Consider the following 26,284-nt stretch of genomic DNA (forward strand, 5'->3'; position numbering starts at 1 on the left):
GCTATTCGGAGGTATACCTTTCGCACTTCAAATTTCGGCATTGCCTATGGAGGTGCCGGGGTGTTCGGCAAAGGCTTTGATAGCATGGATGCTATCATAGAGCCTACATGGACGTATTTACGGCGTCCTTTGACGGGCACCCCGGCACCGAAATTTGACAAGCAAAGGGTATACCTTGGCAGGACGGGGTTTGCAACCCCGTCCTAAACGTTTCGACCGTGACCGAAGCAAGCCTAAACGTTTAGGGCAAAACGAAACGTTGGGGGCGGGCTAAATAACCCGTCCCGCAGAAGAATTTAGGATTGTTATACGAATTGAATGCGAAGCTTCATTGCGATGCCAAGCCCTGCACTTCGACCGTGATGTGTTTGATTCGGCGAAAATCGCCGAGCAAGGCTTTGTAATAGTCCGGAGGCTTCGGAAAACGAGTCGTCACGGCAACGATCGCGGCGTATTGGTTAGGGCCGATTTGCCAGACATGAAGATCGGAAACCCGATTATCCGAATCGTTTTCCAGCGTCATCTTAATCGCGACCGTGTAATTTTCTTCGATACTGCCGTCCAGCAATATTGGCCCGGTTTTCTTCAACAAGGTCATCGACCAACGCAAGATGATCAATGCGCCCAATATCCCCATCGCGGGATCCAGCCAATTCAATCCGTAATATTTTCCGCTCAGTAATGCGGCAATCGCTAAAACCGAGGTCAATGCATCGGCCAACACATGAAAAAATGCCGCCTCGAGATTATGATCGTGGTGATGATCGTGCTCGTCGCCGTGCCCGTGATCATGCCGATCAATCAGTATTAGCGCGCACAACAAGTTGATTAACAAGCCGATGCCGGCCACCACGATCGCTTCGTCGAAACGAATGTTTTGCGGCTCGAACAGATATTTGACCGACTCCATCGCCATGACTGCGGCAACGACAGCCAACGTAACCGCACTGGCAAAGCCGCCCAACACGCCGACTTTACCGGTGCCGAATGAAAACCTAGGATTACGGGCGTTTTTTCTGGCGTAACGATAAGCAAATACCGTGATCATGAACGCCGCGACATGGGTACCCATGTGCCAACCATCGGCCAATAAGGCCATCGAACCATAAAAGATTCCGGCCGTTATTTCGGCCACCATGGTTACCGCGGTCAAAAAAAGTACGAAACTTGTCTTTTTCTCGGCTTTTTTATGTTGTTCGATATCCCGATGCAAATTGCAACTCAGTTTTGAATCCGCGTCGCGCATACGATCCTTTCCGGTATTAAAACGATGAAATTGGCAATAACGACCGTTATCGCTTTATACGGTCCTATTTTCGGGGCAGTTAGGGAGACATTTTGAAACCATGCTAATTGGAAGTCAATTAGACAGAAGCAATCGGATTACAACGAGGCGAGTGAGGTTTGAAGAGAGATGGCCGGAAATAACCAGGCTACTTCGATGCGTAGCCTGGTATTCCGATCAATTGAGAACGGAATTAAAAGCCGCGTGTTTATTTCAGTTTAGGGCAGTCGACATATTCGGCATGCACTGTACTGATTTTAACGACGCGATGTTTCTGATTGGGACTGTTGTTAGGTCCATCCGCTTCGCCAACCGCCGATATCCTCAATTGATTCGGTCTAGCGCCCGCTTGTCTCAGCATATTCGCGATAGATGCCGCTCTGCGCTCAGCCAGCCTTTTGTTGCTTTCCGCGCTGCCGACCGTATCCGTATATGCCACAACATCGGCGGTTGCATTCGGGTGAGTTTGCAGGTATTGTCCGATCACATTGATATCATGATGATTGGTATTGTAAGGCGTTGCGCTACCGGTGCTAAAAAATGCGCCGGTTCTTTGAACTTGACCAGCCTTATCGTGATTATCGCTATGAACTTCGGTCAACCATGCGCACATAGCCTTTTCCGCTTCCAGACGATGACTGGCCGCATCGCGAGCCGCATTCATCGCTTTTTGCCGCTGATCGATATTCCAATAATGGTCGTTTTGCCAATGCCCTAGTATATGATTGGCCTCTTCGAATCTTTCTTCCGAAGCTTCCCAATGGTACAGCGCTTGCCCAAGGTTTCCGGCTACCGCTGCGTCCATTTCCGATCTTAAAGCGGGAATGTCCTTCGCGGGGGGGGTACAGGCCGTTAATGCCGGAGCCAATATAGCAAGCGACAGGTATACAAGTTTTCTGTTCATGATTTTTATCCTCTTAAATCAAAAGCGATCCCTACCGGGAAATCAGTGGAGAGTCATTAATCCAAATGATGGATTATTCGCCGTCATCCAATGGACCGTAAGTCGTCCAAAAACCCGGATAATGGGCGCCGAAATAACGCGTATCTTCACTGAAACGGTCCCACACATAAGGCGGAGTAATATAGTCGCTTGTAGGAATCGGGGAGGTAACCAGCTCAGCCACACCAATGACTGTCCGACTCACACCATGACCCACGCCACGTAACAACCCCCAGCTCATGCCGAGAAATATATTAGAATCGCTGCTGATATTGACGATATTTTTTGGTATTTCGATCCACCCTGTCGTCGTGTTAAAAAAACCCTGACTAACTTTCTTAGTAAAGCCGGACAAATACCCGTGATCGTGATCATCGGCATATCCCGGACTTGCTGTTACGAGTGTGCCGACTAACAGGCCGGCGGTGATTAATTTATTTTTATTCATTGTAGATTCCTCCCGAAACGTTAAAGGTATCAGGTCCACTATAACAATCATTTAAGTTGCTATAACTCCGACCCAAAGAGTTTTCACATGACCGAAACAGCATCAACCCACGGTTTATTCGACTGCCATACAGGCCAAAGCCTCCTTGCTTAAGCATCAAACAATTCCCCCTACATGTATCGGTTTAATGCAAAATTGATATTTAAATCGAAGGGACGCCGCTCTCCTTTATCCCTCGAGAAAGACAATAGCCTAAAGGTTGAATGTTGTCAAACCGGCACCCTGCCTGTATTCGTAGTGATTTTCATTATTACCTACAGGTTTAAAAGATGAAAATCGTAATTCGACGCAAACCAGTTAATACTATCTTCACCGATGCGCACCACCGGCCATCTTTTTTGAAAACCGGCCGCCGAAAACGCTATTATCGACTTGGGATTCACCCCTGTCTTTACAGAAAAAACGCCCGCCTAGAATTGATGAGCATTAGCGTCACGAAGTACGAACCGATTAAGATTCAGCCTCAGTGGCTTTCTTGAGCATGAACTAGATCAGTAGCATCAACATAAATGAACCGCCATGCGTGACACTAAAATAAACAATCGATAAAACAAATGCCCAAGCGGGTGTGATCAATAAAATACGCATGATCAAATAGGCAATAACCGCAACACCCCAGACCATCAAGCCGAATAAAATATAGTAGCTCAACAAATCGTCGGTCGTCGTTAGCCACACGATCACAGGAAGACCCGCCGTGGCAATGATGTTCTCACATACCAAAAAACTGGTCGCGGCCGAAATAAACCCCGCACTCGCTTTTTTAAAAAACAAAAGCATTTCTACAAACAGCAAAGTCAATCCTGTTTCCAGAATAGCTTCGATCAGAGCATCTAACGGATCGGTGATATTAGCCAGAATAAATAACTCGATTAACAAGTAGTAATATAAATTTTTTTGAAAAAAACTAACCGAGCGCGGCAATTCTAGCGGACAATGCCTGAACCAGCATAATGGAACGTAGGCTTTTATAAGTTCCATTCCTTCCCCCTGATTGTTATTCAAAAAAACTACGCGTCCGGACTTTCGGATTCCAAAATTTTGCTGGCGTTTTCTAATCGCTCTTCATAAACATTGAACCCGTCGTTCAATGCGATGACCAATTCTTTGGCTTTTTCGCTTAATTTAGCCAAACGAAGCTTTGTTTTTTTATTCCAGCCCACCGGCGTATTGATCGGCAATAGCATGTGAGTATTCGTCAAGCTTTTTTCGAACAAGTCCGCTAGATTTTCCAGCAAATGGAGTTCCTTTTGCCGTTCTTCCAATCTTCCGATAATTAGCTTGGCCTGCAATTTACTGATTGCGATATGCAGCGGCGCCATGAATGCGATCAGACCGACTAACGCCAATGGCCCCACGATGGGATCGAATAATATCGCAAAGAAGCCCATTTGAATTTCGGCAAACAACATCAACATAACGATGAAACCTAAAATCAGAAGGCTGGAAAAATGCGCGCGTTCTTTCCAAAGTTCGATTGCCTGCTTGACTTCCGGCATGACGACCTCGCGGATATCACGAATATTCTGTTCGAGCGCTTGCAGAATTCGGTAGGACCGGTAGTGATTTAAGTTTTCGATACGCTCATCGATAATTCCCATCGACTCTTTGTTCTGGGGATCGGCTAGATTTGCCTGGCTGGATAACACAACGAACTGTCCGGTTTTGATGCCCAGTTCCGCCAATCTTTTTTGCCACGATTTAATAATTTCCGCATTTGCGGCCGCATGATCGATGATATAGACGAATTTATTGGAGTCCTGCTGTTCGGCAATACTTTGGCTTAGCCCCGTCAACGAATGCAGTTCGCTATCGAAAACATCGCAAAACACCAGCACCAAATCGGAAATCTCGACAATATGCCGGGTGAGCAGCTTTGTAATCGGATTAACCGGGGCTTCTATGCCGAAATTAGGCGACTCGATAATCAACTTACCTTTCAAGCGCTCGTTATTGACGGTTTTCAGCTCTAAATACGCATTAACATTATTGCCTTCGCCCGGCATTTCTCGTTCTATCTTTCGGCTTATCTGGTAAAAAGGCAAGCGGTGATCCAAATCCAACGCCGAACCGGGTAAGGTTACCGCATGGTTTTGACTATTGTGCTGCAGAACCGTGAATTTATGATTGGACGATTGTATTCCCGCCAAGCTCTGATTCGCGTTCAGGTATTGATTGATAAACCGCGAACTCGCCTGGGAAGATCCGCCGATCACGCTGATAATAGGCCACCAGGAATGTTGACTGGCCGTGGTTTCGTCCTCACCGATCAAGCCCAGATCGAATTCGAGCTGATCAAGTTCGTGAAAAACCTTGGCCGCATCAAGCAAAACCGGATTATTATCGACAAAGTGCTTCTCAATATTGAGTAATTGTTTACCGGGTGTTTTTTTTGTCATCAGTTTGACCCTTAATTGTTATTTATTGTTATTACCACGCCTGAGCCGGACGTCATGGGTCACTGCCATTACGTTAACGAAAACGCGTCTCCGGCGTAGATTGCCGGAATCCAGTCGTCAAGGATAGCGGAGTTACCGACATAGCAGTTTAACTATACATCGCTGGTGTCGCTACCCTACCTCGCCAACCGACGGGCGCGGCACGACAATAGACCGGGTAACTACGCTGAATTCCATGATTATTAAGCAGGATTTCAAGTATACACCCAGTTAAAACGCAATCAAAAAATGATCTTATCCGCATCAGCCATTCCCAATTTGAGGGTAAAAAGGGTGTCGAAATATGCCGGCCCGGAACGAATGCTGAATTAATTGATGCAACTCGCCAATCCTGAGAAATAATGGGTATTCAAGCCTTTGCCTTTGTCATTGACAGCCCGTATATTAGTCGGTTTTGTTATCTTAATCATGGGGCTATAAGAAAAGACGAGCACTGTAGGGCGCGCATCGCTCATCTTTCCACGGTTTCGAACCGACGCCCCCCCCCCCCATAAGCACCAACTTAAGAAAGGAACGCGTTATTCCGCCATGGAAGGCAATGCTTAGCACCACATCCATGTAACATGAATATTGACAACCCATACCGATATGACAAATAAAACCATAAACGCGCTATAGAATAGGCACTAAGTTGGCGCTTATGAGGCCCCGCCCCAGGTGCGTGATGCGCACCTTACACCTGGCACTTTATAGCCTATGATCACCAGCAAATTCCAAGATATTTTGAGATTATAAAAAGCGGCAACACAAAAATTAGCTAAAATGGCTTTTTTCGACAGCCTAGACTATAAAACGAGTCGTTAGATGGAAAAAACAAATACTATCCCTCCTGTCGCTTGGGCCTCAATGGTCATGATACTTGTTATCGCTTTATCGGGATGCGCAAAACCTTTTTGGGGAGGTTACGGGGGCACCGGCCTGAGTAGGGAAGCTTTTGAAGCCTATGTCGAACAAGTCTTCCGATTTCAAAACCGACTAACCAACGAAGTGATGCTCTTGTCTCTACGAAGCGACGACTTGAATCAATATAACGACATCTTCCTGGCCGAGCATGAAATGCATGAAATATGCCGCCCTTTAAATGAATATGCGACCAAGAGCATGGACGACCAAAATGCCGGCCTGCTGTTGATGCGGCGAGTGGAAAGATCGGTCGTGCCTTGCGAACAAGCCGCCCAATATGTCGATTTGCTGCTAAGGCATTTGTATTAGTCCTATGCACACTTGCTGCAAGACGAATCGACGCCGGTGGAGCCTACCAAAGGGCGTCTAAAGGATTTGGTCGTAAATAACTTCCCTTTTTAGGGAGGGTTCGGTAACTGAATTGGCAGGTGTCGGCGGCAGTGAGCTGCCGCCAAGCCCCCCCCATGGATGGGTTTACGGCGTTCCTCGACAGGCATACCCCACACCCTAAAATCGGCGAAACTGCTCAAACTGGGAATTGCTGGTACAAAGGGATTAGGCTCAAACTTTCTTTAAAGGCGTTAAAACTGTATTGACCGCCGGTTTACTTTTATCGATTTCCGGATAATCGAGCGTGTAATGCAAGCCTCTGCTTTCCTTACGGAGCTGAGCACAACGCACGATCAATTCGGCAACTATCACCAAGTTACGAAGCTCCAATAAATCGCTGGTCACTCTAAAGTGGCTATAATATTCAGCGATTTCGCTTTTCAGTAACTCGATTCGGCGCATCGCGCGACTCAATCGTTTATCGGTCCGTACGATACCGACATAGTCCCACATAAAGTGCCTAAGCTCGCTCCAGTTGTGAGAAACGACCACCTCTTCGTCGGAATCGCTGACCTTGGACTCATCCCATTCAGGAACCTCGGAAGGCAACGGAATATCGGGCAGTATTCGCAGAATGTCCTGACAAGCCCGCTCAGCGAAAACCAGGCATTCAAGCAACGAGTTGCTGGCCATGCGATTCGCGCCATGCAATCCGGTACAGGCAACTTCGCCGACCGCATAGAGATTCGACAAATCGGTACGCGCATTGCGATCGGCTAAAATACCGCCGCAGGTGTAATGAGCGGCCGGCACAACCGGAATAGGTTGTTTAGTAATATCGATATCCAGTTTTAAACAACGCTCATAAATATTCGGAAAATGCTCTCGTACAAAGGCTTCCGGTTTATGGCTGATATCCAGATAAACGCAATCGATCCCGCGTTTTTTCATTTCATGATCGATAGCTCTGGCAACGATATCCCGCGGCGCCAGTTCCTCCCGAGGATCATAGCGATGCATGAACGCAGTCCCGTCCGGCAAAATGAGACGCCCGCCCTCTCCCCGGACCGCCTCGCTGATCAAAAACGAATGCCCATGCGGATGATAAAGACAAGTGGGGTGAAACTGCATGAATTCCATATTAGCAACTCGACAACCGGCACGCCAAGCCAAAGCGATACCATCGCCTGTCGCAATTTGGGGGTTAGTGCTGTACAAATACACTTTACTGGCACCGCCTGTCGCAAGCGCGACGGCTCTAGCCGCGATAGATTTAACACGGTGTGAGCGGATATCGAGCACATAAGCCCCCGTGACCCTGTCATTGGCTTCTTTGCTCAAAATTAAATCGATGACATTATGATGCTCGTATATCTTGATGTTAGGATGTGCCCTGGCCCTTTCGATTAATATTTCCGAAACGGCCTTACCTGTGGCGTCGGCCGTATGCACAATGCGGCGATGAGAATGACCGCCTTCGCGGTTAAGATGCAGTTGCGTTTCGCCGGTTTCGGTCTGCTCTTCCGTGAACGCAACCCCTTGATGCCTTAACCAATCGATTGACTCCTTACCATGCTTGACCGTTAATTCGACAATATCGGGATCACATAATCCGGCGCCGGCATCCAGCGTATCGGCAATATGCGACTCGAGCGAGTCTTGTTCATCCAAAACCGCGGATATTCCGCCTTGTGCATAATAAGTACTGCCTTCGAAGATCACGCACTTTGACAATACGGCGACTCGGACTCGATCGGCAAGCTTGAGAGCCAGGCTCAATCCAGCCGCGCCACTGCCGGCAATAAGGACATCATAAGTTTCAGGTTGGTTCATGTAGGGCGATTGTCGGCATTTATTTGTTTTTGTTTTTAGGTATGAACACAGCAATACTTTAATATGGCTTCATAAGCCTTGTTTGTGGATAATAACGTTTTTTTATACGTTAGCAATTTTTTTTGAAGCTTAAGAACTTGTGCGGTTTAATTCTGTCTATCGAAACACATTGGAAAAATTGTGAAAGTTAAAACAGGGACCAGCGAACAACTGGATAAAGACTTAGTGTTGCGCGTGCAGCAGGGCGACAAGTCTGCCTTTGATCTATTGGTCATAAAATATCAGTATAAAATAGTTCAACTGGTAAACCGCTATGTCAAGGACCCCAGTGAAGCTCAAGATGTGGCGCAGGAATCTTTTATCAAGGCTTACCGAGCGATTGGTAATTTCAGAGGCGACAGCGCTTTTTATACCTGGCTCTATCGTATTGCCATTAATACCGCAAAAAACTATCTGGTTGCCCGTTCGCGGCGTAGTAGCGATTATGAAATCGATATCGACGATGCGGAACAAATACAAAATGCGCCGGAGCTAAAGGGTATGGACACGCCGGAACAGCATTTGTTGAACGAAGAAATCCTAGAAACGATCAAAGCCGCAATAGAAAAATTACCGGAGGAAATGCGTATAGCCATTACCTTGCGGGAGTTCGAAGGAATGAGTTATGAAGAAATTGCCGAGGCAATGGAATGCCCGGTGGGAACTGTTCGATCGCGCATTTTTAGAGCGCGAGAAGCGATCGATAATAAATTAACCCCTTTGCTTAAATGACGGTAACTTTTGATGGTCGATGAACTAAATCAAAAAATTTCTCAACTCCTTGATGACGATCTCTCTTATCAAGAATCCTTGAGTTTGCTAAAAAAAATGCATGCCCAGCCGGAGTTACAGCAACAATTGCACCGCTATGAAGCGATCAGCCATGTGCTTAAATCCGACAACTTCGTACCAGTCGATGCGGGGTTTGCCCAACGGATCAGTCGGAGTTTGCAAACCGAGCCCGTTTATCTAGCAACGCGACGCAAAACTTTTAAAAAATCTTACGCCTCGATATCGGCTTTAGCCGCCTCAGCAGCAGCAGTCGCGCTACTTGTTTCTCAAGGGATTAATCAATCCTCGCAACCGCATATGATGCCATTATCTCAATCGCAATCGGTAACGATGGCGGCGAATGTCGATCTGCAGGAGCCTCAGCCGACCCTTGATCATTCATCCGAGAAGGAATTGACGAGAAACCGCTTTATTGAATACCTTCAAGCTCATAACAGCAGCCGCTACATAGACGGGTCAGTCAATCTTCGGCCTTATGCGCGGACCGTTCAGTATCATCAGGAATAATCGCGTGTTGAAAGTTTTAAGTTTTGTTTTGTCGCTGACAGCTGCATCCGCTTTTGCCGCTGAGTCCGATGTCAAGCAGACGCCTGGGCATTCGCTATTGAAAATGCAGCAAGCAATGAAACACCTTAATTACCAGGGTACAGTGGCTTTTTTAAGAAACGGCAAACTTAATGTCTTAAAATATTCGCATGCCTCGACCAATGGCATAGGACAAGAACGCTTAGTTTCGCTAAACTCTCCACTACGAGAAACCATTAGAGATGCCGATAAAGTCAGCTGTTTCTTCCCGGAAACCTCTAAAGTCATCGTCGATCACAGACCCGCCGCACGGTCTTTTTTAATCGACTTACCCGAGCAATTAAATGACCTGGAAAACTATTATCAATTTACGTTTTCCGGCGAAGAGCAAGTAGCCATGCTGCCTGCAAGAATCTTGGATATTTCTCCGAAAGACCGGTATCGATATGCACGCCGAATCTGGATAGACAACCAACAATATCTACCGTTAAAGGTCGAAGTTTACGACCGCTCGGGCAATACCATCGAGCAGGTTGTATTTACCGAACTTGAAGTCAAATCTAGCTTGCCGTTTATCGATGTCGACTCTGCTCTCTTGGATAAAGAGGTAGAACGCATTCATAACCGGCAACCTATGCCTTTTAAAACCGCCGGATTTGTTTTGAAACAAGTCCCCGGCGGCTTTCATAAGCAGTTTTTCGTACAAATGACGATGCAGGGCGGTAATCGCCCCGTGGAACACTTACTCTTATCTGATGGATTTTCGTCTGTATCGGTTTATCTTGAAAATAAAAGTGCTAATATTGAGCTGGGCGCTCGCTCGACCGACTCGGTAAATGCGTACAGCCGAATCATCGACGACCATTTGGTCACCGTAATGGGCGAAGTACCCGAAGAAACCGTCAGGTATATCGCGGAAGGCGTTGAGCTTCGCACGAATACCCAATAGACTTGCCATTGATCAACGCATCTATACAATGAACCGGCGTGCATTGAAATAATTTCACAACCCAATTCATTCACCGATTAACGGGTTTCCCGACACCGATGTCGTTCGGCCAATTAATCGGTCCGGTATGCTTTCTTTTACGAAAGCGAACAGTAAAATCACCCATCCCCTGTCTAAAAACCGCTATCTAATGACCTTTAATTCCCGACGATCTATCATGAGTTTACCAGGAGGCTATCGCTCTATGAAAATTTATGGACCCTTATTATTAAGCTTGTTGTTAATTCAAAACGCTGCAGCGCAATTGCCCGACTTTACCGGGATGGTCCGGGATAATGGCAAAGCCGTGGTCAATATCAGCACCTCCCAGAAAGCGCCGGACAATGAAGAGGCAGGCTTTACCGGCGAGCCTCAATTACCGGAAGGCATACCCCCTGAACTGGAAGAGTTGTTCAAACATTTCTTCCAAGGACCGGGAGGCGGTATGGTACCCAGAGAAACCAATTCGTTAGGATCGGGGTTTATCATTTCCGGCGACGGCTATGTATTGACTAACCATCATGTCGTCAAGGATGCCGATGAAATCGTCGTCAAACTAACCGACAGACGCGAATTAGTGGCTAAATTGATCGGATCGGACTCACGAACCGATGTCGCACTGTTAAAAATCGAGGCTGAAGACTTACCTTCGGTTGCCATCGGCTCCCCTGAAAAATTACAGGTCGGCGAATGGGTACTTGCGATCGGTTCGCCATTCGGCTTCGAACAGTCGGTCACCGCCGGCATCGTAAGCGCAAAAGGACGCAGTCTGCCTGGTGGAAATTATATTCCGTTCATTCAAACCGATGTCGCAATTAATCCGGGCAATTCGGGCGGCCCATTATTCAACATGGAAGGCAAAGTGGTCGGCATCAACTCCCAAATCTACAGCCGGACCGGCGGTTTTATGGGGCTTTCGTTCGCGATCCCAATGGATGTCGTCATGAACGTCGTCGACCAACTCAAAACCAAAGGTAGCGTATCGCGCGGTTGGCTGGGCGTGCAAATTCAGGACGTTACCCGAGAACTGGCCGAATCCTTCGGCATGAAACGTCCTGTCGGCGCCTTGGTCGCCAAGATTATCGCCCAAAGCCCAGCAGAAGCTGCCGATCTTCAAATAGGCGATATCATTATCGAGTTCAATGGTCAAAAAATTGAAACATCCGGAGACCTGCCGCCACTGGTAGGGATGAGCCCGATCAATGAAAAATCAAAATTAACCGTGATTCGCCAAGGCGATAAAAAAGCGATTAGCGTTAAAATCGGACTACTACCGGAGGAAGACGCTCAACAAGCCGCCACAAAAGCCGCACCGAAGCCGGACAACCGTCTCGGCATCAGCGTCAGCAATCTGAACGAAGAACAACGCGAACAAACGCAAGTCATGAAAAACGGCGTGTTAGTTCAGAATGTCGGCAAAGGACCTGCTGCACAAGTCGGAATCCAACGCGGCGACGTCATTTTAAGGATCGCTAATAATGTCATTCGCGATGTGGCTGATTTTGATAGAATAGTCAAAAATCTTCCGGCCGGCCAATCGATTGCCGTTTTAATACAGCGGCGTGGCAGCCCGGTCTTTTTGGCCATTAAACTAGATAAATAAACGTGGATTTAAAAAATATTAGAAATTTTTCCATCATCGCTCATATCGACCATGGCAAATCGACACTGGCCGACCGCTTTATTCAACTATGCGGCGGCCTGAGTGATCGGGAAATGGAAGCCCAGGTACTCGATTCGATGGATATCGAGAGGGAACGCGGCATTACGATTAAGGCGCAAAGCGTCACATTGAACTACCAAGCCAAGGACGGCATTATCTATCAACTGAACTTCATCGACACTCCGGGGCATGTCGATTTTTCTTACGAGGTTTCAAGGTCCCTAGCCGCTTGTGAAGGAGCATTATTGGTGGTCGACGCGGCTCAAGGCGTAGAGGCGCAAAGTGTCGCGAATTGCTATACCGCAATCGAGCAAGGCCTGGAAGTCGTCCCGGTATTGAATAAAATCGATCTGCCGTCTGCCGAACCCGAGCGCGTGATGGCTGAAATCGAAGACGTCATCGGCATTCCCGCCGATAATGCCCTCAAAATCAGCGCTAAAACCGGCCTCGGCGTCGAGGACGTACTGGAGCAATTGGTTCAATTGGTCCCGCCGCCTTCCGGCGACGAAAAGGGACCGTTGCAAGCACTGATCATCGATTCCTGGTTCGACAGCTATCTAGGTGTCGTATCGCTAATCCGAATCGTCAACGGCAGTATTCGCCGCAAACAAAAGATCATGATCATGTCGACCGGCAAGTCTTTTCTTGTCGACAAAGTCGGCGTGTTTACACCGAAGCGACTGGAAAAAGACGTCCTTAATACCGGCGAAGTCGGCTACATGGTGGCGTCGATCAAAGATATTTTCGGCGCTCCGGTCGGCGATACCATCACCTCGACCGATAACCCTGCCGATAAGCCTTTGGCCGGATTTCAAAAAGTCCAGCCGCGCGTATTCGCCGGCTTATACCCGGTATCTTCAGACGATTATGAAGACTTGCGTGAAGCGCTAAACAAATTACAATTAAACGACGCATCGCTGCAATTCGAACCTGAAACGTCGCAAGCACTGGGCTTCGGTTTCCGCTGCGGATTTCTCGGCATGCTACACATGGAAATCATTCAGGAACGTCTCGAGCGCGAATACGATATCGACCTGATCACGACCGCTCCGACCGTAATCTATGAAGTCACCACCCACAACGGCGAAGTCCTGATGGTGGACAATCCGGCTAAATTACCCGATATCGGCACGATCGCATCGATTAAGGAACCGATTATCCGTGCCAATATTTTAGTTCCTCAAGATTATTTGGGTAACGTTATCAATTTATGTATCGAAAAACGCGGCATTCAAAAAGACATGCAATACGCCGGCCGACAAGTCTCATTGAATTATGAATTGCCGTTAAGCGAAGTCGTGTTGGATTTTTTCGATCGTTTGAAATCGGCCAGTCGCGGCTTTGCTTCATTCGATTACGAGTTCTTGCGTTTTCAAGAAGCTTCCCTGATTAAACTGGATATCTTGATCAACGGCGAAAAAGTCGACGCTCTGTCGATCATCGTTCACCGAGACATCAGCCAAAACCGCGGCCGCGATTTGGTCGAAAAAATGAAGGACCTGATTCCCCGCCAGATGTATGAAGTCGCCATTCAAGCCGCGATAGGCTCCAAAATCATTGCCCGGTCGACAGTAAAAGCGATGCGCAAAAACGTAACGGCTAAATGTTATGGTGGAGACATCACTCGTAAGAAAAAACTTCTGGAAAAACAAAAGGCCGGTAAAAAACGCATGAAACAAGTCGGCAAGATAGAAATTCCGCAAGACGCTTTTCTCGCCGTGCTTCAAGTCAACAAAGACTAACTTGTATTCTTATACTCCGACCAATTTTCACTTTATCCATCTCTATCCATGAATTTCGATTTTTCATTTTTTTTAGTGATCGCCACTGTGTTGACCGGCGCGATTTGGGGCGGTTATTTAGCCTACCTTAAATTCGCCGGCATCGACCCGCCACCGGAAAACGAGCCTATTTTGGTCGAGTATGCCCGTTCGTTTTTTCCGATCGTGTTAATCGTTTTGCTGCTCAGATCGTTTTTGGTTGAGCCGTTTAGAATCCCTTCCGGGTCGATGATGCCGACCTTGCTGATCGGTGATTTTATTTTGGTGAACAAATTCACCTATGGCATACGATTACCGGTCATTAACCAAAAAATCGTCGAAATGAACACCCCTCAACGAGGCGATATCGTCGTGTTTCGCTACCCTAAACAACCTTCGGTCGATTACATCAAGCGCATCATTGGTTTACCGGGCGACCGTATCGCTTACGATAAAAAAAACCTCTATATCAATGGTCATCCTGTTAAGCGCGTTTCACTCGGCGTTTATCAGGGCGTCGGCCAAGGCGAAAGCATGACAGGCACTGAACATTTCTTAGAGGATTTAAAGGGTATCGAACATAGCATCTTAATCAGTCCCGGCGCGCCCTCGATTGACGGCGTTTATGTTGTACCCGAAGGACATTTTTTTGTAATGGGCGATAATCGCGACAATAGCAACGACAGCCGATATTGGGGTACCGTACCCGAACAAAATCTAGTAGGGAAAGCTTTTTTTATATGGATGAATTGGGACTGGCAACATAAAGGCGTCGGCTTCGATCGTATCGGTACAATCATTCAATGAAATCCTATTCCTTTCTTTAATAGGGGACGACCATGACAGCTTCCTTGCAACGCCAAACCGGATTGACGCTCATTTCGACTATCTTACTTCTGGGCTTAATCGCGTTTTTTACGCTGTTAATTTTGAAAATCGCGCCAATCTATATAGATCATAGCAAAGTGGTTAATTCACTAGCGGGTTTAAAACAAACTGTCGACATTCAAACGAAAAGTAAAAACGAAGTTTGGGATGCGCTGGACAAACGTTTTAACCTCAATTACGTTTATAACGTTACGAAGGATGATGTCAAAATAACCAAACAAGGCAATTATTTGAAAGTTGAAATCGATTATGAAGTCGTCGAAAAGATTGTCGGTAATTTGAGCGTGCTCGTCGAGTTTAATGAAGTCATTGAGGTGGGTGTAGAGTGACGAGAGACCCTGAGACTCTTTGCAAAAAACTGGGTTTGCACTTCAATAATATGCAGTTGTTTAAAATGGCACTGACCCATCGCAGTATGGGCGCGCACAATAACGAGCGCTTGGAGTTTCTAGGAGACTCGATACTCGGATTCGTGGTCGCCGAAAAACTGCATGAAATGTTTCCGGAAGCCAGCGAAGGGGTTTTAAGCAGACTCAGAGCCAGCCTAGTCAATCAGGGCACGCTCGCTGACTTGGCAAGAAAGCTTAACATCGGCGATTATTTAATCCTTGGCTCCGGTGAACTGAAAAGCGGCGGTTATCGACGCGACTCGATCCTATCCGATGCTATCGAAGCGATTATCGGCGCCTTGTTTAAGGACCAAGGCATTGAAATTTGTCGGCAATGGGTTCTGGATATGCTTCAGGACAAACTCGACAGCTTATCGCTTGATAATTGGCAAAAAGACCCAAAAACACAATTACAGGAATTGATGCAATCAAAAAAACTGGACTTACCCGACTACACCTTAATGACAATGTCCGGCCTCCCGCATGAACAAACTTTTAAAGTGAAATGCACGATTCCGTTATCGGACAAATCGTGTATCGGTTCCGGCGTATCAAGAAAAAAAGCCGAACAAGACGCCGCCGAGCAAATGCTGGCACTATTGAAGCGAGAACAATCATGAAATGCGGCTATGTTGCGCTAATCGGCCGACCCAATGTCGGCAAATCGACGCTGATGAATCATTTATTAGGCCAAAAAATCAGCATTACATCACGAAAGCCGCAAACGACAAGACACCGCATTATCGGCATCAATACAACCGAAGCCGGCCAAGCGATCTATGTCGACACGCCCGGAATGCACGATAACGAAAAACGTGCACTGAATCGTTACCTCAACCGGACCGCCGAAACCACTTTGGTCGGCGTCGAGGTCATCGTTTGGTTAATCGACGGACTTTCCTGGCAGCCTTATGACGATTTGATTTTCAAAAAACTGGAGCAAGCCGGCTTACCTGTCATTCTAGCGGTCAATAAAGTCGATAAGATCAAGGACCGGGAGACCCTGTTGGCATTTTTTGCCGAAGCCCAACAGCGCTTTGCTTTCGAACATATCATCCCGATTTCCGCGTTGAAAAAGACCAATCTGCAACAACTGGAAGCACTGGTGATGGAATTATTACCGGAACGCGACCTCATTTACCCTGAGGATCAAATTACCGACCGCCCGGAACGCTTCTTAACTGCGGAAATCATTCGTGAAAAATTGACCCGCAGACTCGGCGACGAATTGCCTTATGCGTTGACGGTCGAAATCGAACGCTATGAAGAAAACCCCGAAATCACCAAAATCTATGCCGTGATTTGGGTCGAGCGTAGCTCGCAAAAAAGCATTGTGATCGGCAAACAAGGCGAAATGCTGAAAAAAATCGGTTCCGATGCCCGGCTCGATATCGAAAGACTAATCGATCAAAAAGTTTATTTACAGTTATGGGTAAAAGTCAAACAAGGTTGGTCCGACAACGAACGAGCATTGCGAAGCTTGGGCTTTAATGATTGAGACTGTTGTTTCGTTACAACCGGCTTTTATTCTACACCACAGGAACTTCCGAGAAAGCAGCCTGATCGCCGAAATATTGACTCGGGATTTCGGCCGATTCACGGTTATAGCAAAAGGTGTCAGAACACCGAAATCGAAACTAGGTCCCTTTATTCGTCCGTTTGTTCCTGTACTATTGTCGATTGCCGGCAAGTCGGAATTAAAAACACTGACACACATCGAACCCTGGCAATCGGCACCGAAACTGCATGACCTCGCACTGTACAGCGGATTTTATATCAATGAACTGGTCACTTATTTTCTGCACCCTTTCGATCCACACCCTGAAGTGTTTCTACTTTATCAAAACGCCTTAAGCGAGCTATCGAATACCTTAGAACTGGAACCCGTACTCCGGGTTTTTGAACTTAACCTGCTGACCCAAGTCGGTTATGGCTTGCAGTTCGATGTAGACAATCTTCAGCATCCGGTTTCGCCCGGTAAGAAATACTGCTTCAATGCCGAGTCGGGACCGGTCGAATCTGAGCAAGGAGATTTTGCGGGAAGCACTTTCCTCGCACTGGAAGCACGCTCATTCCCGGATAGGACCACTCTGACCGAGGCTAAAAAAATCATGCGCTCGGCAATTAATTTTCATTTGAATGGGAAGCCGCTCAAAAGCCGAGAGGTTATTTCCAAAATCCTTAAACACTCGCATTCATGAACCACAACGATATTCTACTTGGCGTCAACATCGACCATATTGCCACGTTAAGGCAAGCTAGAGGCACTCAATACCCTGACCCGATCCAAGCTGCACTGATCGCCGAACAAGCCGGCGCGGACGGCATTACCGCTCATTTGCGCGAGGATCGCAGACATATTCAGGACCGGGATATTTATTTACTGCGCGATATCATCCATAGCCGCCTGAATCTGGAAATGGCCGTAACCGATGAAATGATTGCAATCGCACTCGAAGTCAAACCTTACGCTTGCTGTCTCGTTCCGGAAAAGCGCGAAGAACTGACTACCGAGGGCGGTCTTAACGTGGCCGAAAATCAAGCACGCATGAACGATGTCTGTCTTCGGCTCGGGGAGGCCGGAATCGAAGTCTCCTTATTCATCGACCCGGATCAAGGTCAAATCGATGCTGCTGTAAAAGCAGGCGCGCCAGTCGTCGAATTGCATACCGGACGCTATGCCGATGCGGAAACATCGAGCATTCGCTCCGACGAGCTAAAGCGCATTCAATCGGCCGCGCAATATGCAAACAGCGCCGGACTACAGGTCAATGCCGGGCACGGACTCAATTTCCACAACGTCGAAGCAATTTGCAAAATCCCTGAAATTGTCGAATTAAATATCGGCCATGCCATTATCGCCCAAGCGGTTTTCTCCGGTTTAGCCAAAACTATCGGCGATCTTAAACAATTGATGCGGCAAGCCCGATTACAGTGCTTGATCTCCAAATAACCGATGAAATTACAATGCTTTCAATTAACCTCGGCCGGTGACAGAGAGGTTAATCAAGATTCGATGGGACGCATTATTCAAGACGATTATGCCTTGTTTATTGTTGCCGACGGACTAGGAGGCCATCAATCGGGTGAAAAAGCTTCCCGATATTTTTGCCAAGGCTTATTAAAATTAGTCAATCAGTACCGGGGGCATCTTGCCCAAGCTCCCGACGAAACCATGATTGCCTGGTTTAACTCGGCTATCGAAGAAATGAAAAAGCTTTTCGGCAACGATCCATCCGCATCGGAAGCACACACCACCTGCGCATTGCTCTATATCGACCCGAATCAAACCATCACTGCACATTGCGGCGACTCCCGAATTTACCGGATGAATGCGAATAAAGTTCTATGGCGTACGAAAGATCATTCGATCACGCAGCAACTGTTGGACGAGGGATCAATAACCGAACAAGAAATGGGCTTGCACCCTGAACAAAACCAACTGACGCGTAGTGTAAATATCTTGAAAACCCATCTTCCCGAAATCCATGTTTATCCTCCAATAAAACTAGGCGAGACATTTCTCTTATGTACAGACGGCTTCTGGGAATACGTTAAATCCGCCGAATTACTCGACTTAGCGCAACCCGAAAGCGGTAAAAACGAACTGGGAAAATTCGCCCGATTGACGGTACTTAGGGCAAGAGGGCACAGCGACAATGTGACGGTGCAATGGATAAGATGCCTTGGATAAAGCGATTAAATAGCCGCATTACTGACATCAAGACTGATGTTTGCGCGTGCACTCTGTATCAAAGCGACACGCTAGCATCGAAAAGGGGTCTATTGATTTAACACAACAACCCCTATCACTCAAATCTCGGAATACATAATGCGACACCGAGTGTGATGCGCAAAAGAGGATAATCAGTACTTAGAGTAGATTTTCTCTGAATTAAAACTAGGCTGCCAATCCGTGTTTTTGTATCCGATATAGCAAGGTATCTCGGGTAATGCCTAATAACCGGGCTGACTTGCTGCGATTACCGTTAGTTCTAGTCAGCGCTTGATTGATCAAGTCAGCCTCCAGCGAGTCCAATTGGATACCGAAATCAGGTAGTTTAAAACTCGGAACAATGCCCGCATCCGCTGCAGGGGTCTTTTCATCAATATATTCAGCAAACTCATGGGGCAAATTATCGGGCTCGATAACCTTTCCCGCCAACAAAATCGACAGTCTTTCGCACAAATTGCGGAGTTCTCTAATATTACCCGGCCATCGATAGCGAGTTAAAACTCGAATCGACTGTTTACTGAATTGCGGGGCTTCGAGCGAATGGGCCTGTGCAAAATGCCGAACAAAATGAGTAACCAGCGGCTCGATATCTTCGGTTCTTTTCGATAAAGGCGGCAACTCCAGCGGCACGACATTTAAACGAAAGTACAAATCCTGCCTAAACTGTCCTACGTCGATTTGCTTAACCAAATCTTGGTTACTAGCCGCGATGACTCTAACATCGACACGGTAGGGCTTGGTTTCTCCAACGGCCAGGCATTCGCCCAATTCCAAAAAACGCAATAATTTTGCTTGAATCGACAGAGGTAACGAATTAATTTCGTCCAAAAATAAAGTACCGCCATCAGCGGCTTGAAAGATGCCTTGCTTGTTAACGTTAGCTCCGGTGAATGCACCTTTTTTATGTCCAAATAATTCAGACTCTACTAAACTTTCGGGCAAGGCGGCGCAGTTCAACTTGATAAACGGTTTGTTAGAACGCGCGCTTTCTTTTTGAATAGCGGAAGCCAGTATTTCTTTACCGGTACCGGTTTCTCCTTTGATGAAGACGGTCACATCGGTACAAGCAACCATTCTAGCGCTACGGAGTAGAGAATCGAGTGCGGGAGATTTCCCAATTATCGAATTAAAATGATCCACAGGAGCCTCTCCTAGTATTTATAAGTGTTGTAATCGCATGGGATTAAGCCATGGCAGAGCGGCCAATAATGCGAGTGCAATCATCAATAAGCCGACCGTCTGCTTAAAGTACTGCATTCTGGATAACCTCGTTAGTGCACTGGTTATTATACCGACACTTATCACGGCAGGTAAAGTCCCAAAACCGAAAGCCAACATAGTCAACCCGCTACGAATTATATCACCGGTCGTCGCCGCAAGCGCCAATGCCGCATAGACAAGACCGCAGGGCAACCAACCCCAAATCATACCGAATAAAAAAGCTTGCTTGCGCGTTTTCACCGGAATTAAGCGGCGGCCATACGGCTCGATTAATTTCCAAAAACGGGCACCGGCTTTTTCGATATAAGCAAAACGCGGAAACCATCCCGCGATATAAAGTCCGGCACTGGTCATGATCACAGCCGAAAGTACCTGCAACACCCTATGCCCCTGACCTTCTCCAAAAGGCATCGTCAATATCGCCTCGATAAAGCCTACCAACATCCCGGCCAAAGCATAGCTACTGATGCGGCCCAAATTATAATTCAGCACATAAGGAAAAAGCCTAGCCTTGGAAGTACGGACCTCGGGCTTAAGACTCAGCGTAAGCGTCCCAATAATCGACCCGCACATGCCGATGCAATGCATGCTACTAAACAACCCCATCGCAAAAGCGACAAAATAGGAGGCATTAAAGGGGATAGTATGTTCCATAGGGGGAGAACATTAGCATATTTATTAACTTAAACAATATTTAGTTTTGAAAAATCGAGGGTTTTGACTCATCTTTTTGCGTGTAATAACACAGATCAATTACTTATGCCGTATTATTGAATAACTAGATAAAATCTCATGCGACTATTTTGCGTATTTGCCCAGGAACATTGCCAACCGCAATATCTTGTGCCATCTAATCAGCTTGATATAACCATCGTAGATCAAAATTCGGCACCGGGGTGTCCGTCAAAGGACGCCGTGAATACGCCCATGTAGGCTCTATGCCAGCGCCATGCTGGCAAAGCCTTTGTCGGACACCCGGCACCACCTCGAGCACTGCCGAAATTTGAAGTGCGAAAGGTATACCTTAAGATCCACGCATCATTCAGACTAAATAGTTAAAATCTCATTTAAAAACCGACTGAATTTGCATCTGGATTTTTTCCGCCATCGATTTACGATCTTCGGCATCTCGAATCGGACGACCGACCACGATATAGTCGGCTCCGTTAAGGAAAGCTTGCTCGACACTGACCACGCGCTTCTGATCGTCCTCTTCCCTATTGTCGACCGGCCTAATACCCGGCGTGACAACCAACAAACGATGATCTAACTCCTGTCTTAACATAGACACTTCCAGCCCAGATGAAACAATACCATCGCAGCCGATTTGCAAGGCGCGCTTAGCTCGCGATAAAACCAAATCGCGTATATCGCATTGAAAGCCCAGATCATCGAGATCGCCTCTATCCAAGCTAGTTAAAGCGGTCACCGCCAGTACTTTTAATTGTCCTTTTTCCTTCGCGGCCGCTTCCATAATGGCATCGTTACCGTGAATTGTCGCCAGGTCGACGCCTTTACTACTTAGCGCGCGAATCGCACGCCCCACCGTTGCCGGCACATCAAAAAATTTTAAATCGACGAAAATCTTTTTGTTCTGTTTTTTCAACCATTCGATAAAGCCAAAATAATCCCCTGACATGAAAAGCTCCATGCCGACTTTATAGAAAATCACCGAATCGCCCAATTCTTCGACCAAGGCTTGGGCTTCGGGGATACTCGGTACATCCAACGCCATGATTAAGCGCTCGCGGACAGGAATGGATTTTTCGGAAATAAAAGTTTCGGTCATGAGCAAGTATCGATATGCAATAAGAAAAGCCACTATATTACCGAAACTTAATTCAACAGTGAATGTTAAAATAGCATTCAACTATTCCACCCTGCCAAATGCGCATATCAAACGCGTCTTAACCGCATCTCAACCAAGCATTCAACGCATCTATGATCTTCACTCTGTTGCAAATGGCCGTATTGATCGCTTGCGGCATCGGTTGGCGCTGGCTTTGCCCAGGCGGACTTAGCTCCGAACAAGTTCGACCGGTTTTGACATCGGTAGTCTATTATTTGTTTTTACCTGCAATGGTACTAGAAGTCCTGTGGCGTTCGGACATAGGCGTACAATCTCTACAATATACTTTTCTTGGCACTTCAAGTATCGCTTTTGCAATGATTTGCATTTGGTTAATCGGGCGAGCCCTTAACATTCAACATAAAAAACTTGGCGCGATTATTCTGGTCACTGCATTCCCCAATGTCACCTATCTTGGACTGCCCGTTTTAGAAGAAACTTTCGGTCATTGGGCTCGTTCGGTCGCCATACAGATCGACTTATTTGCTACCGCGCCTTTTTTATTTACTGCTGGCATCATGACTGCCCGCCATTTTGGCGAAAACCATAGCCACAAACACAAACCGATCTGGCTCAATCTCAACGCTCCGCCTTTTTGGGCAGCCTTATTGGCGGTGATTTTAAATCTGAACCAGATTACTGCTCCCGAGTGGTTACTGGGGGTTTTGCAGAAACTTTCGGCCGGCGTCGTGCCGATAATGCTTTTTTCATTGGGTTTGGCATTAAGCTGGCAAAGCATCACTTTGCGTAATCTACCTTATGCTCTGCCGATTATTTTGATTAAACTATTTTTAATGCCGTGGTTTGCCTTGCAAGTATCGGTATTTTCAACGCTGGATGAGGCGCATAAGGCCGCATCTGTCTTGGAAATGGCCATGCCCAGCATGGTATTGGGCATTGTTTTTTGCGACCGCTACCGGCTAGATAGCGCCCTCTATGCCATGGCGGTAACGCTCACCACCGTCTTGAGCATGGTCACTCTACCTTTTTGGTACCGCATCATTACTACAACTTAAGTTCATTTATGAATCCGACCCTAGAAATTTTCTCGCAAGGCGAAGAGATCGTCACCGGACAAACTGTCGATACCAATGCGGCCTGGCTTTCTCAAGCCTGCGTAAATATGGGTTTTACGGTTACCCGACATACCGCCGTCGGCGACCGACTCGATGAGCTCATAGCTCTCTTAAAAGAAATCTCGTCTCGCGCCGATTGCTGTATCTGTACCGGAGGGCTGGGCCCTACATCCGATGATTTAACCGCTCAAGCCGCCTCTTTGGCTTTCTCTATGCCCTTGCATTTCGACACGAAAGCTTTCGAGCAAATTTCCAGCTTCTTTAGAAATAGAGGGCGAACCATGCCGGAAAGTAATCGAAAGCAAGCTTATCTTCCTAGCGGAGCCATACGCATAGATAATCAATGGGGAACCGCTCCCGGGTTTACCTTACAATACAATCGTTGTCGATTTGTCTTTTTACCGGGCGTGCCGTTCGAAATGCAACATCTATTTAATGAATTTGTTAAATGTTTTTTTGAACGTCATTACACTCTCAACCCTAAGCAATTGATCACTCTAAAAACTATCGGTATCGGCGAATCCGACATACAGACGGCTATCGCAGATATTACGATACCTCCGGAAATTCAACTCGGCTTTCGTGCCGGTCCGGATCATATCGAAACAAAATTACTCGCCCCCGCTCAATATCCTCGCCAGAAACTCGACGTGTATATTGATACAATAAAAAGCCGACTAGGTGATTTTATTTTCGGAATCGCTGACGATTGCAACCATTGCGACGATTTGCCTAGCACGATCGATAAAATGATGCGGGACCAACAACGAACGGCGATCTTCATTGAAACCATAAGTCAAGGTCTCATGGCAGCGAAATGCGCGATTGCCAATGACTGGCTTTTAGAGACTCATTATCAACGAAGCCCCGCACATTTCGCCGACCGATTTTCGGTCGCTTTTGACGATATTATGGACCTACCAAGCCAAGCAAAAAGCATCGCAAATGCGGCAAGAAATCAAAGCGGCGCGGATCTTGCCCTTATACAACTCTACAGTGAAGACAACGCAATAGACAAACAAGACTGCACTATTACAATTTACAACGCTTTGTTAAGCCCCGAAGGCTTGCGGCATTCGACTCATACGATCGGCGGCTCCGTTAAGCGAAAACAAAACCAAGCCGCATTGCTGGCATTGGATTTACTACGACGCTATTTACAAAACACAAATTAACATCATGCCTTTAATTCGACTAACCAATGTTTCAATCGCCTACGGAACCCATGCATTGCTGAATAATGCCAATTTTCAACTGGACCCAGGGGAGCGCGTCGGGCTTCTTGGTAGAAACGGCGAAGGAAAATCCACGTTAATGAAAATTATCGCAGGAAACATCCAGCCCGATCACGGCGAAATCTGGCGCCAACCCGAACTGAAACTCGCCTGGTTAGAACAGGCTCCGGAATTGGTTGGAGAATCTACCATTTACGATGCCGTAGCCGCTGGACTGGGCGAATTAGGCCAATGGATAACCCGTTACCATGCCCTGTCTACACAGTTAGATAATGCTGACGACAAAACACTGCAGGAACTTGGCGATCTACAGCATAAACTGGAATCCAAAAACGGCTGGCATTTTCAACAACAAGTCGAATCGACGTTAAGCCGACTAAATCTGCCGGGAGAACTCCCGGTAAAAAGCTTATCGGGCGGATGGAAGCGTCGAGTCGCACTCGCGAGGGCATTAGTCCTCGAACCTGAATTACTCCTTTTAGATGAACCGACCAACCATCTGGATTTAGACAGCATCACATGGCTGGAAGAGCAATTATTAAATTTTCAAGGGGCCGTTTTATTCGTTACTCATGATAGATTCTTTCTACAAAAATTGGCAACCCGTATTGTCGATCTCGATCGCGGCAATCTAACATCCTGGCAAGGGACTTATGACGACTACCTTCGACGTAAGGCATCCGCACTGGAAGATGAAGCCAATCAAAACGCCGAATTCGACAAAAAACTGGCTCAAGAGGAGGTTTGGATTCGCCAGGGCGTAAAAGCGCGGCGCACCCGTAACGAAGGACGTGTTCGAGCACTCAAGAAATTACGCGACGAACGCGCGCAACGCCGCAATGTTCAAGGAACGACCAAATTATCTTTGGATCGCGGAGACACATCGGGTAAAAAAGTCATCGAAGCGACCGATCTTTGCAAAGCTTTCGACGAGAAACCGGTGGTAAAAGATTTTTCAACACTCATTCAGCGCGGCGACAAAATCGGGTTGATCGGTCCCAATGGCGCAGGAAAATCGACACTGTTGAAACTGTTGCTCAAGCAATTAGAACCGGACAGCGGCACTGTCGAACAAGGCACTCGCCTGCAAGTCGCCTACTTCGACCAACTGAGAGAACAACTCGATCCGGAAATGACTGTCGCCGATTCGATTGCCGACGGCAATGATTATGTCGAAATTGCCGGAAACAAACGCCATGTCATGTCATACCTTGGTGACTTTTTATTCGCGCCGGCGCGTGCACGCTCGCCGGTCAAAAGCCTATCCGGCGGAGAAAAAAACCGCTTACTCCTTGCTCGATTGTTCACGAAACCGGCCAACCTGATCATCATGGACGAACCCACCAATGACCTGGACCTGGAAACCTTGGAGTTATTGGAAGAAAAACTGGTCGATTATGACGGTACTTTATTATTAGTCAGCCATGACCGGAGCTTCCTGGATAATGTCGTTACCAGTGTACTGGTTTTCGAAGGCGGCGGCGTCATAAGCGAGCATATCGGCGGCTATAGCGACTGGTTAGCAAACTATCAAAACACCAAAGCCGCAGAAATTGCTGTCAAAAAAACCGAAAGCATTGAAAAAAAAACCAGCAATGACACGCCAAAAAAGAAAAAACTCTCTTATAAAGAACAAAAAGAATTAGATGAACTTCCGGACCTGATCGACCGCCTTGAGTCTGATCACTCAGCCATTAACGAAAAAATCAATTCCCCTGATTTTTATAAAAACGACCCTACAATGATCGCCGACACCCTTGAGAAACTGAAAACTATCGATAAAGAGATGGAACATGCCTTTCAACGCTGGCATGATCTCGAAGCCATGACTCATTAAAAATTAAAATTCATTGCATCATAAG

Annotated in this window: 25 protein-coding genes; 16 read left to right on the forward strand and 9 right to left on the reverse strand. The window is 46.9% G+C overall.

Going from position 1 to position 26,284, the window contains the following annotated elements:
• Window positions 1-328 precede the first annotated feature (328 nt).
• From dmeF to METBU_RS0112445, 5 genes are all read right to left on the reverse strand, one after another.
• Window positions 329-1,246 carry a CDF family Co(II)/Ni(II) efflux transporter DmeF gene (gene dmeF, locus METBU_RS0112420; RefSeq protein WP_017840938.1) on the reverse strand — a complete coding sequence of 306 codons (918 nt, stop codon included), beginning with the start codon at window positions 1,244-1,246 and terminating at the stop codon, window positions 329-331.
• Window positions 1,247-1,493: 247 nt separating this feature from the next.
• Complete coding sequence (locus METBU_RS0112425) at window positions 1,494-2,189, reverse strand: OmpA family protein (protein WP_017840939.1); 696 nt, start codon at window positions 2,187-2,189, stop codon at window positions 1,494-1,496.
• 73 nt (window positions 2,190-2,262) lie between these two features.
• Window positions 2,263-2,676: an exosortase system-associated protein, TIGR04073 family gene (locus METBU_RS0112430; RefSeq protein ID WP_017840940.1), complete on the reverse strand. Its 414-nt coding sequence runs from the start codon at window positions 2,674-2,676 to the stop codon at window positions 2,263-2,265.
• Window positions 2,677-3,222: 546 nt separating this feature from the next.
• Window positions 3,223-3,717 (reverse strand): hypothetical protein, encoded by a 495-nt coding sequence (locus METBU_RS0112440; RefSeq protein WP_017840942.1) that lies wholly within the window; start codon window positions 3,715-3,717, stop codon window positions 3,223-3,225.
• Between the two features lie 29 nt (window positions 3,718-3,746).
• On the reverse strand, window positions 3,747-5,135 hold the full coding sequence (locus METBU_RS0112445; protein ID WP_017840943.1) for a P-loop NTPase family protein: 1,389 nt from the start codon (window positions 5,133-5,135) through the stop codon (window positions 3,747-3,749).
• A gap of 864 nt (window positions 5,136-5,999) precedes the next feature.
• Here METBU_RS0112445 and METBU_RS0112450 point away from each other — a divergent pair.
• Entirely contained in the window at window positions 6,000-6,407 is a 408-nt protein-coding gene (locus METBU_RS0112450; RefSeq protein WP_017840944.1) for a hypothetical protein, read from the forward strand.
• A gap of 252 nt (window positions 6,408-6,659) precedes the next feature.
• On the opposite strand, the gene nadB is transcribed toward METBU_RS0112450, so the two are convergent.
• Window positions 6,660-8,261 carry an L-aspartate oxidase gene (gene nadB / locus METBU_RS0112455; protein WP_017840945.1) on the reverse strand — a complete coding sequence of 534 codons (1,602 nt, stop codon included), beginning with the start codon at window positions 8,259-8,261 and terminating at the stop codon, window positions 6,660-6,662.
• Window positions 8,262-8,441: 180 nt separating this feature from the next.
• On the opposite strand from nadB, the gene rpoE reads away from it, so the two are divergent.
• The 12 genes from rpoE to METBU_RS0112515 all read left to right on the forward strand — a co-directional run bounded on the left by rpoE (window position 8,442) and on the right by METBU_RS0112515 (window position 18,999).
• Window positions 8,442-9,032 carry an RNA polymerase sigma factor RpoE gene (rpoE, locus tag METBU_RS0112460; RefSeq protein ID WP_014147080.1) on the forward strand — a complete coding sequence of 197 codons (591 nt, stop codon included), beginning with the start codon at window positions 8,442-8,444 and terminating at the stop codon, window positions 9,030-9,032.
• Between the two features lie 12 nt (window positions 9,033-9,044).
• Complete coding sequence (locus METBU_RS0112465) at window positions 9,045-9,599, forward strand: sigma-E factor negative regulatory protein (RefSeq protein ID WP_017840946.1); 555 nt, start codon at window positions 9,045-9,047, stop codon at window positions 9,597-9,599.
• A 4-nt stretch (window positions 9,600-9,603) separates the two neighbouring features.
• Window positions 9,604-10,566: a MucB/RseB C-terminal domain-containing protein gene (locus METBU_RS0112470; protein WP_017840947.1), complete on the forward strand. Its 963-nt coding sequence runs from the start codon at window positions 9,604-9,606 to the stop codon at window positions 10,564-10,566.
• Window positions 10,567-10,810: 244 nt separating this feature from the next.
• Complete coding sequence (locus tag METBU_RS0112475; protein WP_017840948.1) at window positions 10,811-12,208, forward strand: DegQ family serine endoprotease; 1,398 nt, start codon at window positions 10,811-10,813, stop codon at window positions 12,206-12,208.
• Between the two features lie 2 nt (window positions 12,209-12,210).
• The gene (lepA, locus tag METBU_RS0112480; protein WP_017840949.1) at window positions 12,211-14,010 is read left to right on the forward strand and encodes a translation elongation factor 4; all 1,800 of its coding nucleotides are present in this window, start codon (window positions 12,211-12,213) and stop codon (window positions 14,008-14,010) included.
• 48 nt (window positions 14,011-14,058) lie between these two features.
• Window positions 14,059-14,835: a signal peptidase I gene (gene lepB / locus METBU_RS0112485; RefSeq protein ID WP_017840950.1), complete on the forward strand. Its 777-nt coding sequence runs from the start codon at window positions 14,059-14,061 to the stop codon at window positions 14,833-14,835.
• 32 nt (window positions 14,836-14,867) lie between these two features.
• The gene (locus METBU_RS0112490; RefSeq protein WP_017840951.1) at window positions 14,868-15,245 is read left to right on the forward strand and encodes a DUF4845 domain-containing protein; all 378 of its coding nucleotides are present in this window, start codon (window positions 14,868-14,870) and stop codon (window positions 15,243-15,245) included.
• Window positions 15,242-15,925, forward strand: coding sequence for a ribonuclease III (gene rnc / locus METBU_RS0112495; RefSeq protein ID WP_026130199.1), 684 nt, complete (start codon window positions 15,242-15,244; stop codon window positions 15,923-15,925). Before METBU_RS0112490 ends, rnc begins: the two co-directional genes overlap by 4 nt.
• Entirely contained in the window at window positions 15,922-16,803 is an 882-nt protein-coding gene (era, locus tag METBU_RS0112500) for a GTPase Era (protein ID WP_017840953.1), read from the forward strand. The genes rnc and era overlap by 4 nt, the downstream gene beginning before the upstream one ends.
• Complete coding sequence (recO, locus tag METBU_RS0112505) at window positions 16,796-17,506, forward strand: DNA repair protein RecO (protein WP_017840954.1); 711 nt, start codon at window positions 16,796-16,798, stop codon at window positions 17,504-17,506. The genes era and recO overlap by 8 nt, the downstream gene beginning before the upstream one ends.
• On the forward strand, window positions 17,503-18,258 hold the full coding sequence (gene pdxJ / locus METBU_RS0112510) for a pyridoxine 5'-phosphate synthase (RefSeq protein ID WP_017840955.1): 756 nt from the start codon (window positions 17,503-17,505) through the stop codon (window positions 18,256-18,258). The genes recO and pdxJ overlap by 4 nt, the downstream gene beginning before the upstream one ends.
• Before the next feature lie 3 nt (window positions 18,259-18,261).
• The gene (locus tag METBU_RS0112515; protein ID WP_017840956.1) at window positions 18,262-18,999 is read left to right on the forward strand and encodes a PP2C family protein-serine/threonine phosphatase; all 738 of its coding nucleotides are present in this window, start codon (window positions 18,262-18,264) and stop codon (window positions 18,997-18,999) included.
• A gap of 207 nt (window positions 19,000-19,206) precedes the next feature.
• Here the strand turns inward: METBU_RS0112515 and METBU_RS0112520 are convergent, their stop codons facing one another.
• The 3 genes from METBU_RS0112520 to pyrF all read right to left on the reverse strand — a co-directional run bounded on the left by METBU_RS0112520 (window position 19,207) and on the right by pyrF (window position 22,051).
• Window positions 19,207-20,181 (reverse strand): sigma-54 interaction domain-containing protein, encoded by a 975-nt coding sequence (locus tag METBU_RS0112520; protein WP_026130200.1) that lies wholly within the window; start codon window positions 20,179-20,181, stop codon window positions 19,207-19,209.
• 18 nt (window positions 20,182-20,199) lie between these two features.
• Entirely contained in the window at window positions 20,200-20,916 is a 717-nt protein-coding gene (locus METBU_RS0112525; protein WP_026130201.1) for a sulfite exporter TauE/SafE family protein, read from the reverse strand.
• A gap of 409 nt (window positions 20,917-21,325) precedes the next feature.
• Window positions 21,326-22,051 (reverse strand): orotidine-5'-phosphate decarboxylase, encoded by a 726-nt coding sequence (pyrF, locus tag METBU_RS0112530; protein ID WP_017840959.1) that lies wholly within the window; start codon window positions 22,049-22,051, stop codon window positions 21,326-21,328.
• Between the two features lie 152 nt (window positions 22,052-22,203).
• On the opposite strand from pyrF, the gene METBU_RS0112535 reads away from it, so the two are divergent.
• From METBU_RS0112535 to METBU_RS0112545, 3 genes are read left to right on the forward strand one after another with little or no spacing between them, the layout of a single operon-like run.
• Window positions 22,204-23,127, forward strand: a complete 924-nt coding sequence (locus METBU_RS0112535; protein WP_017840960.1) for an AEC family transporter — start codon at window positions 22,204-22,206, stop codon at window positions 23,125-23,127.
• 8 nt (window positions 23,128-23,135) lie between these two features.
• Window positions 23,136-24,362: a competence/damage-inducible protein A gene (locus METBU_RS0112540; protein WP_017840961.1), complete on the forward strand. Its 1,227-nt coding sequence runs from the start codon at window positions 23,136-23,138 to the stop codon at window positions 24,360-24,362.
• A 4-nt stretch (window positions 24,363-24,366) separates the two neighbouring features.
• Window positions 24,367-26,259 carry an ATP-binding cassette domain-containing protein gene (locus METBU_RS0112545; protein WP_017840962.1) on the forward strand — a complete coding sequence of 631 codons (1,893 nt, stop codon included), beginning with the start codon at window positions 24,367-24,369 and terminating at the stop codon, window positions 26,257-26,259.
• Window positions 26,260-26,284 lie beyond the last annotated feature (25 nt).

Origin of the sequence: Methylotuvimicrobium buryatense 5G (assembly GCF_000341735.1) — a bacterium.
Lineage (GTDB): Bacteria > Pseudomonadota > Gammaproteobacteria > Methylococcales > Methylomonadaceae > Methylotuvimicrobium > Methylotuvimicrobium buryatense.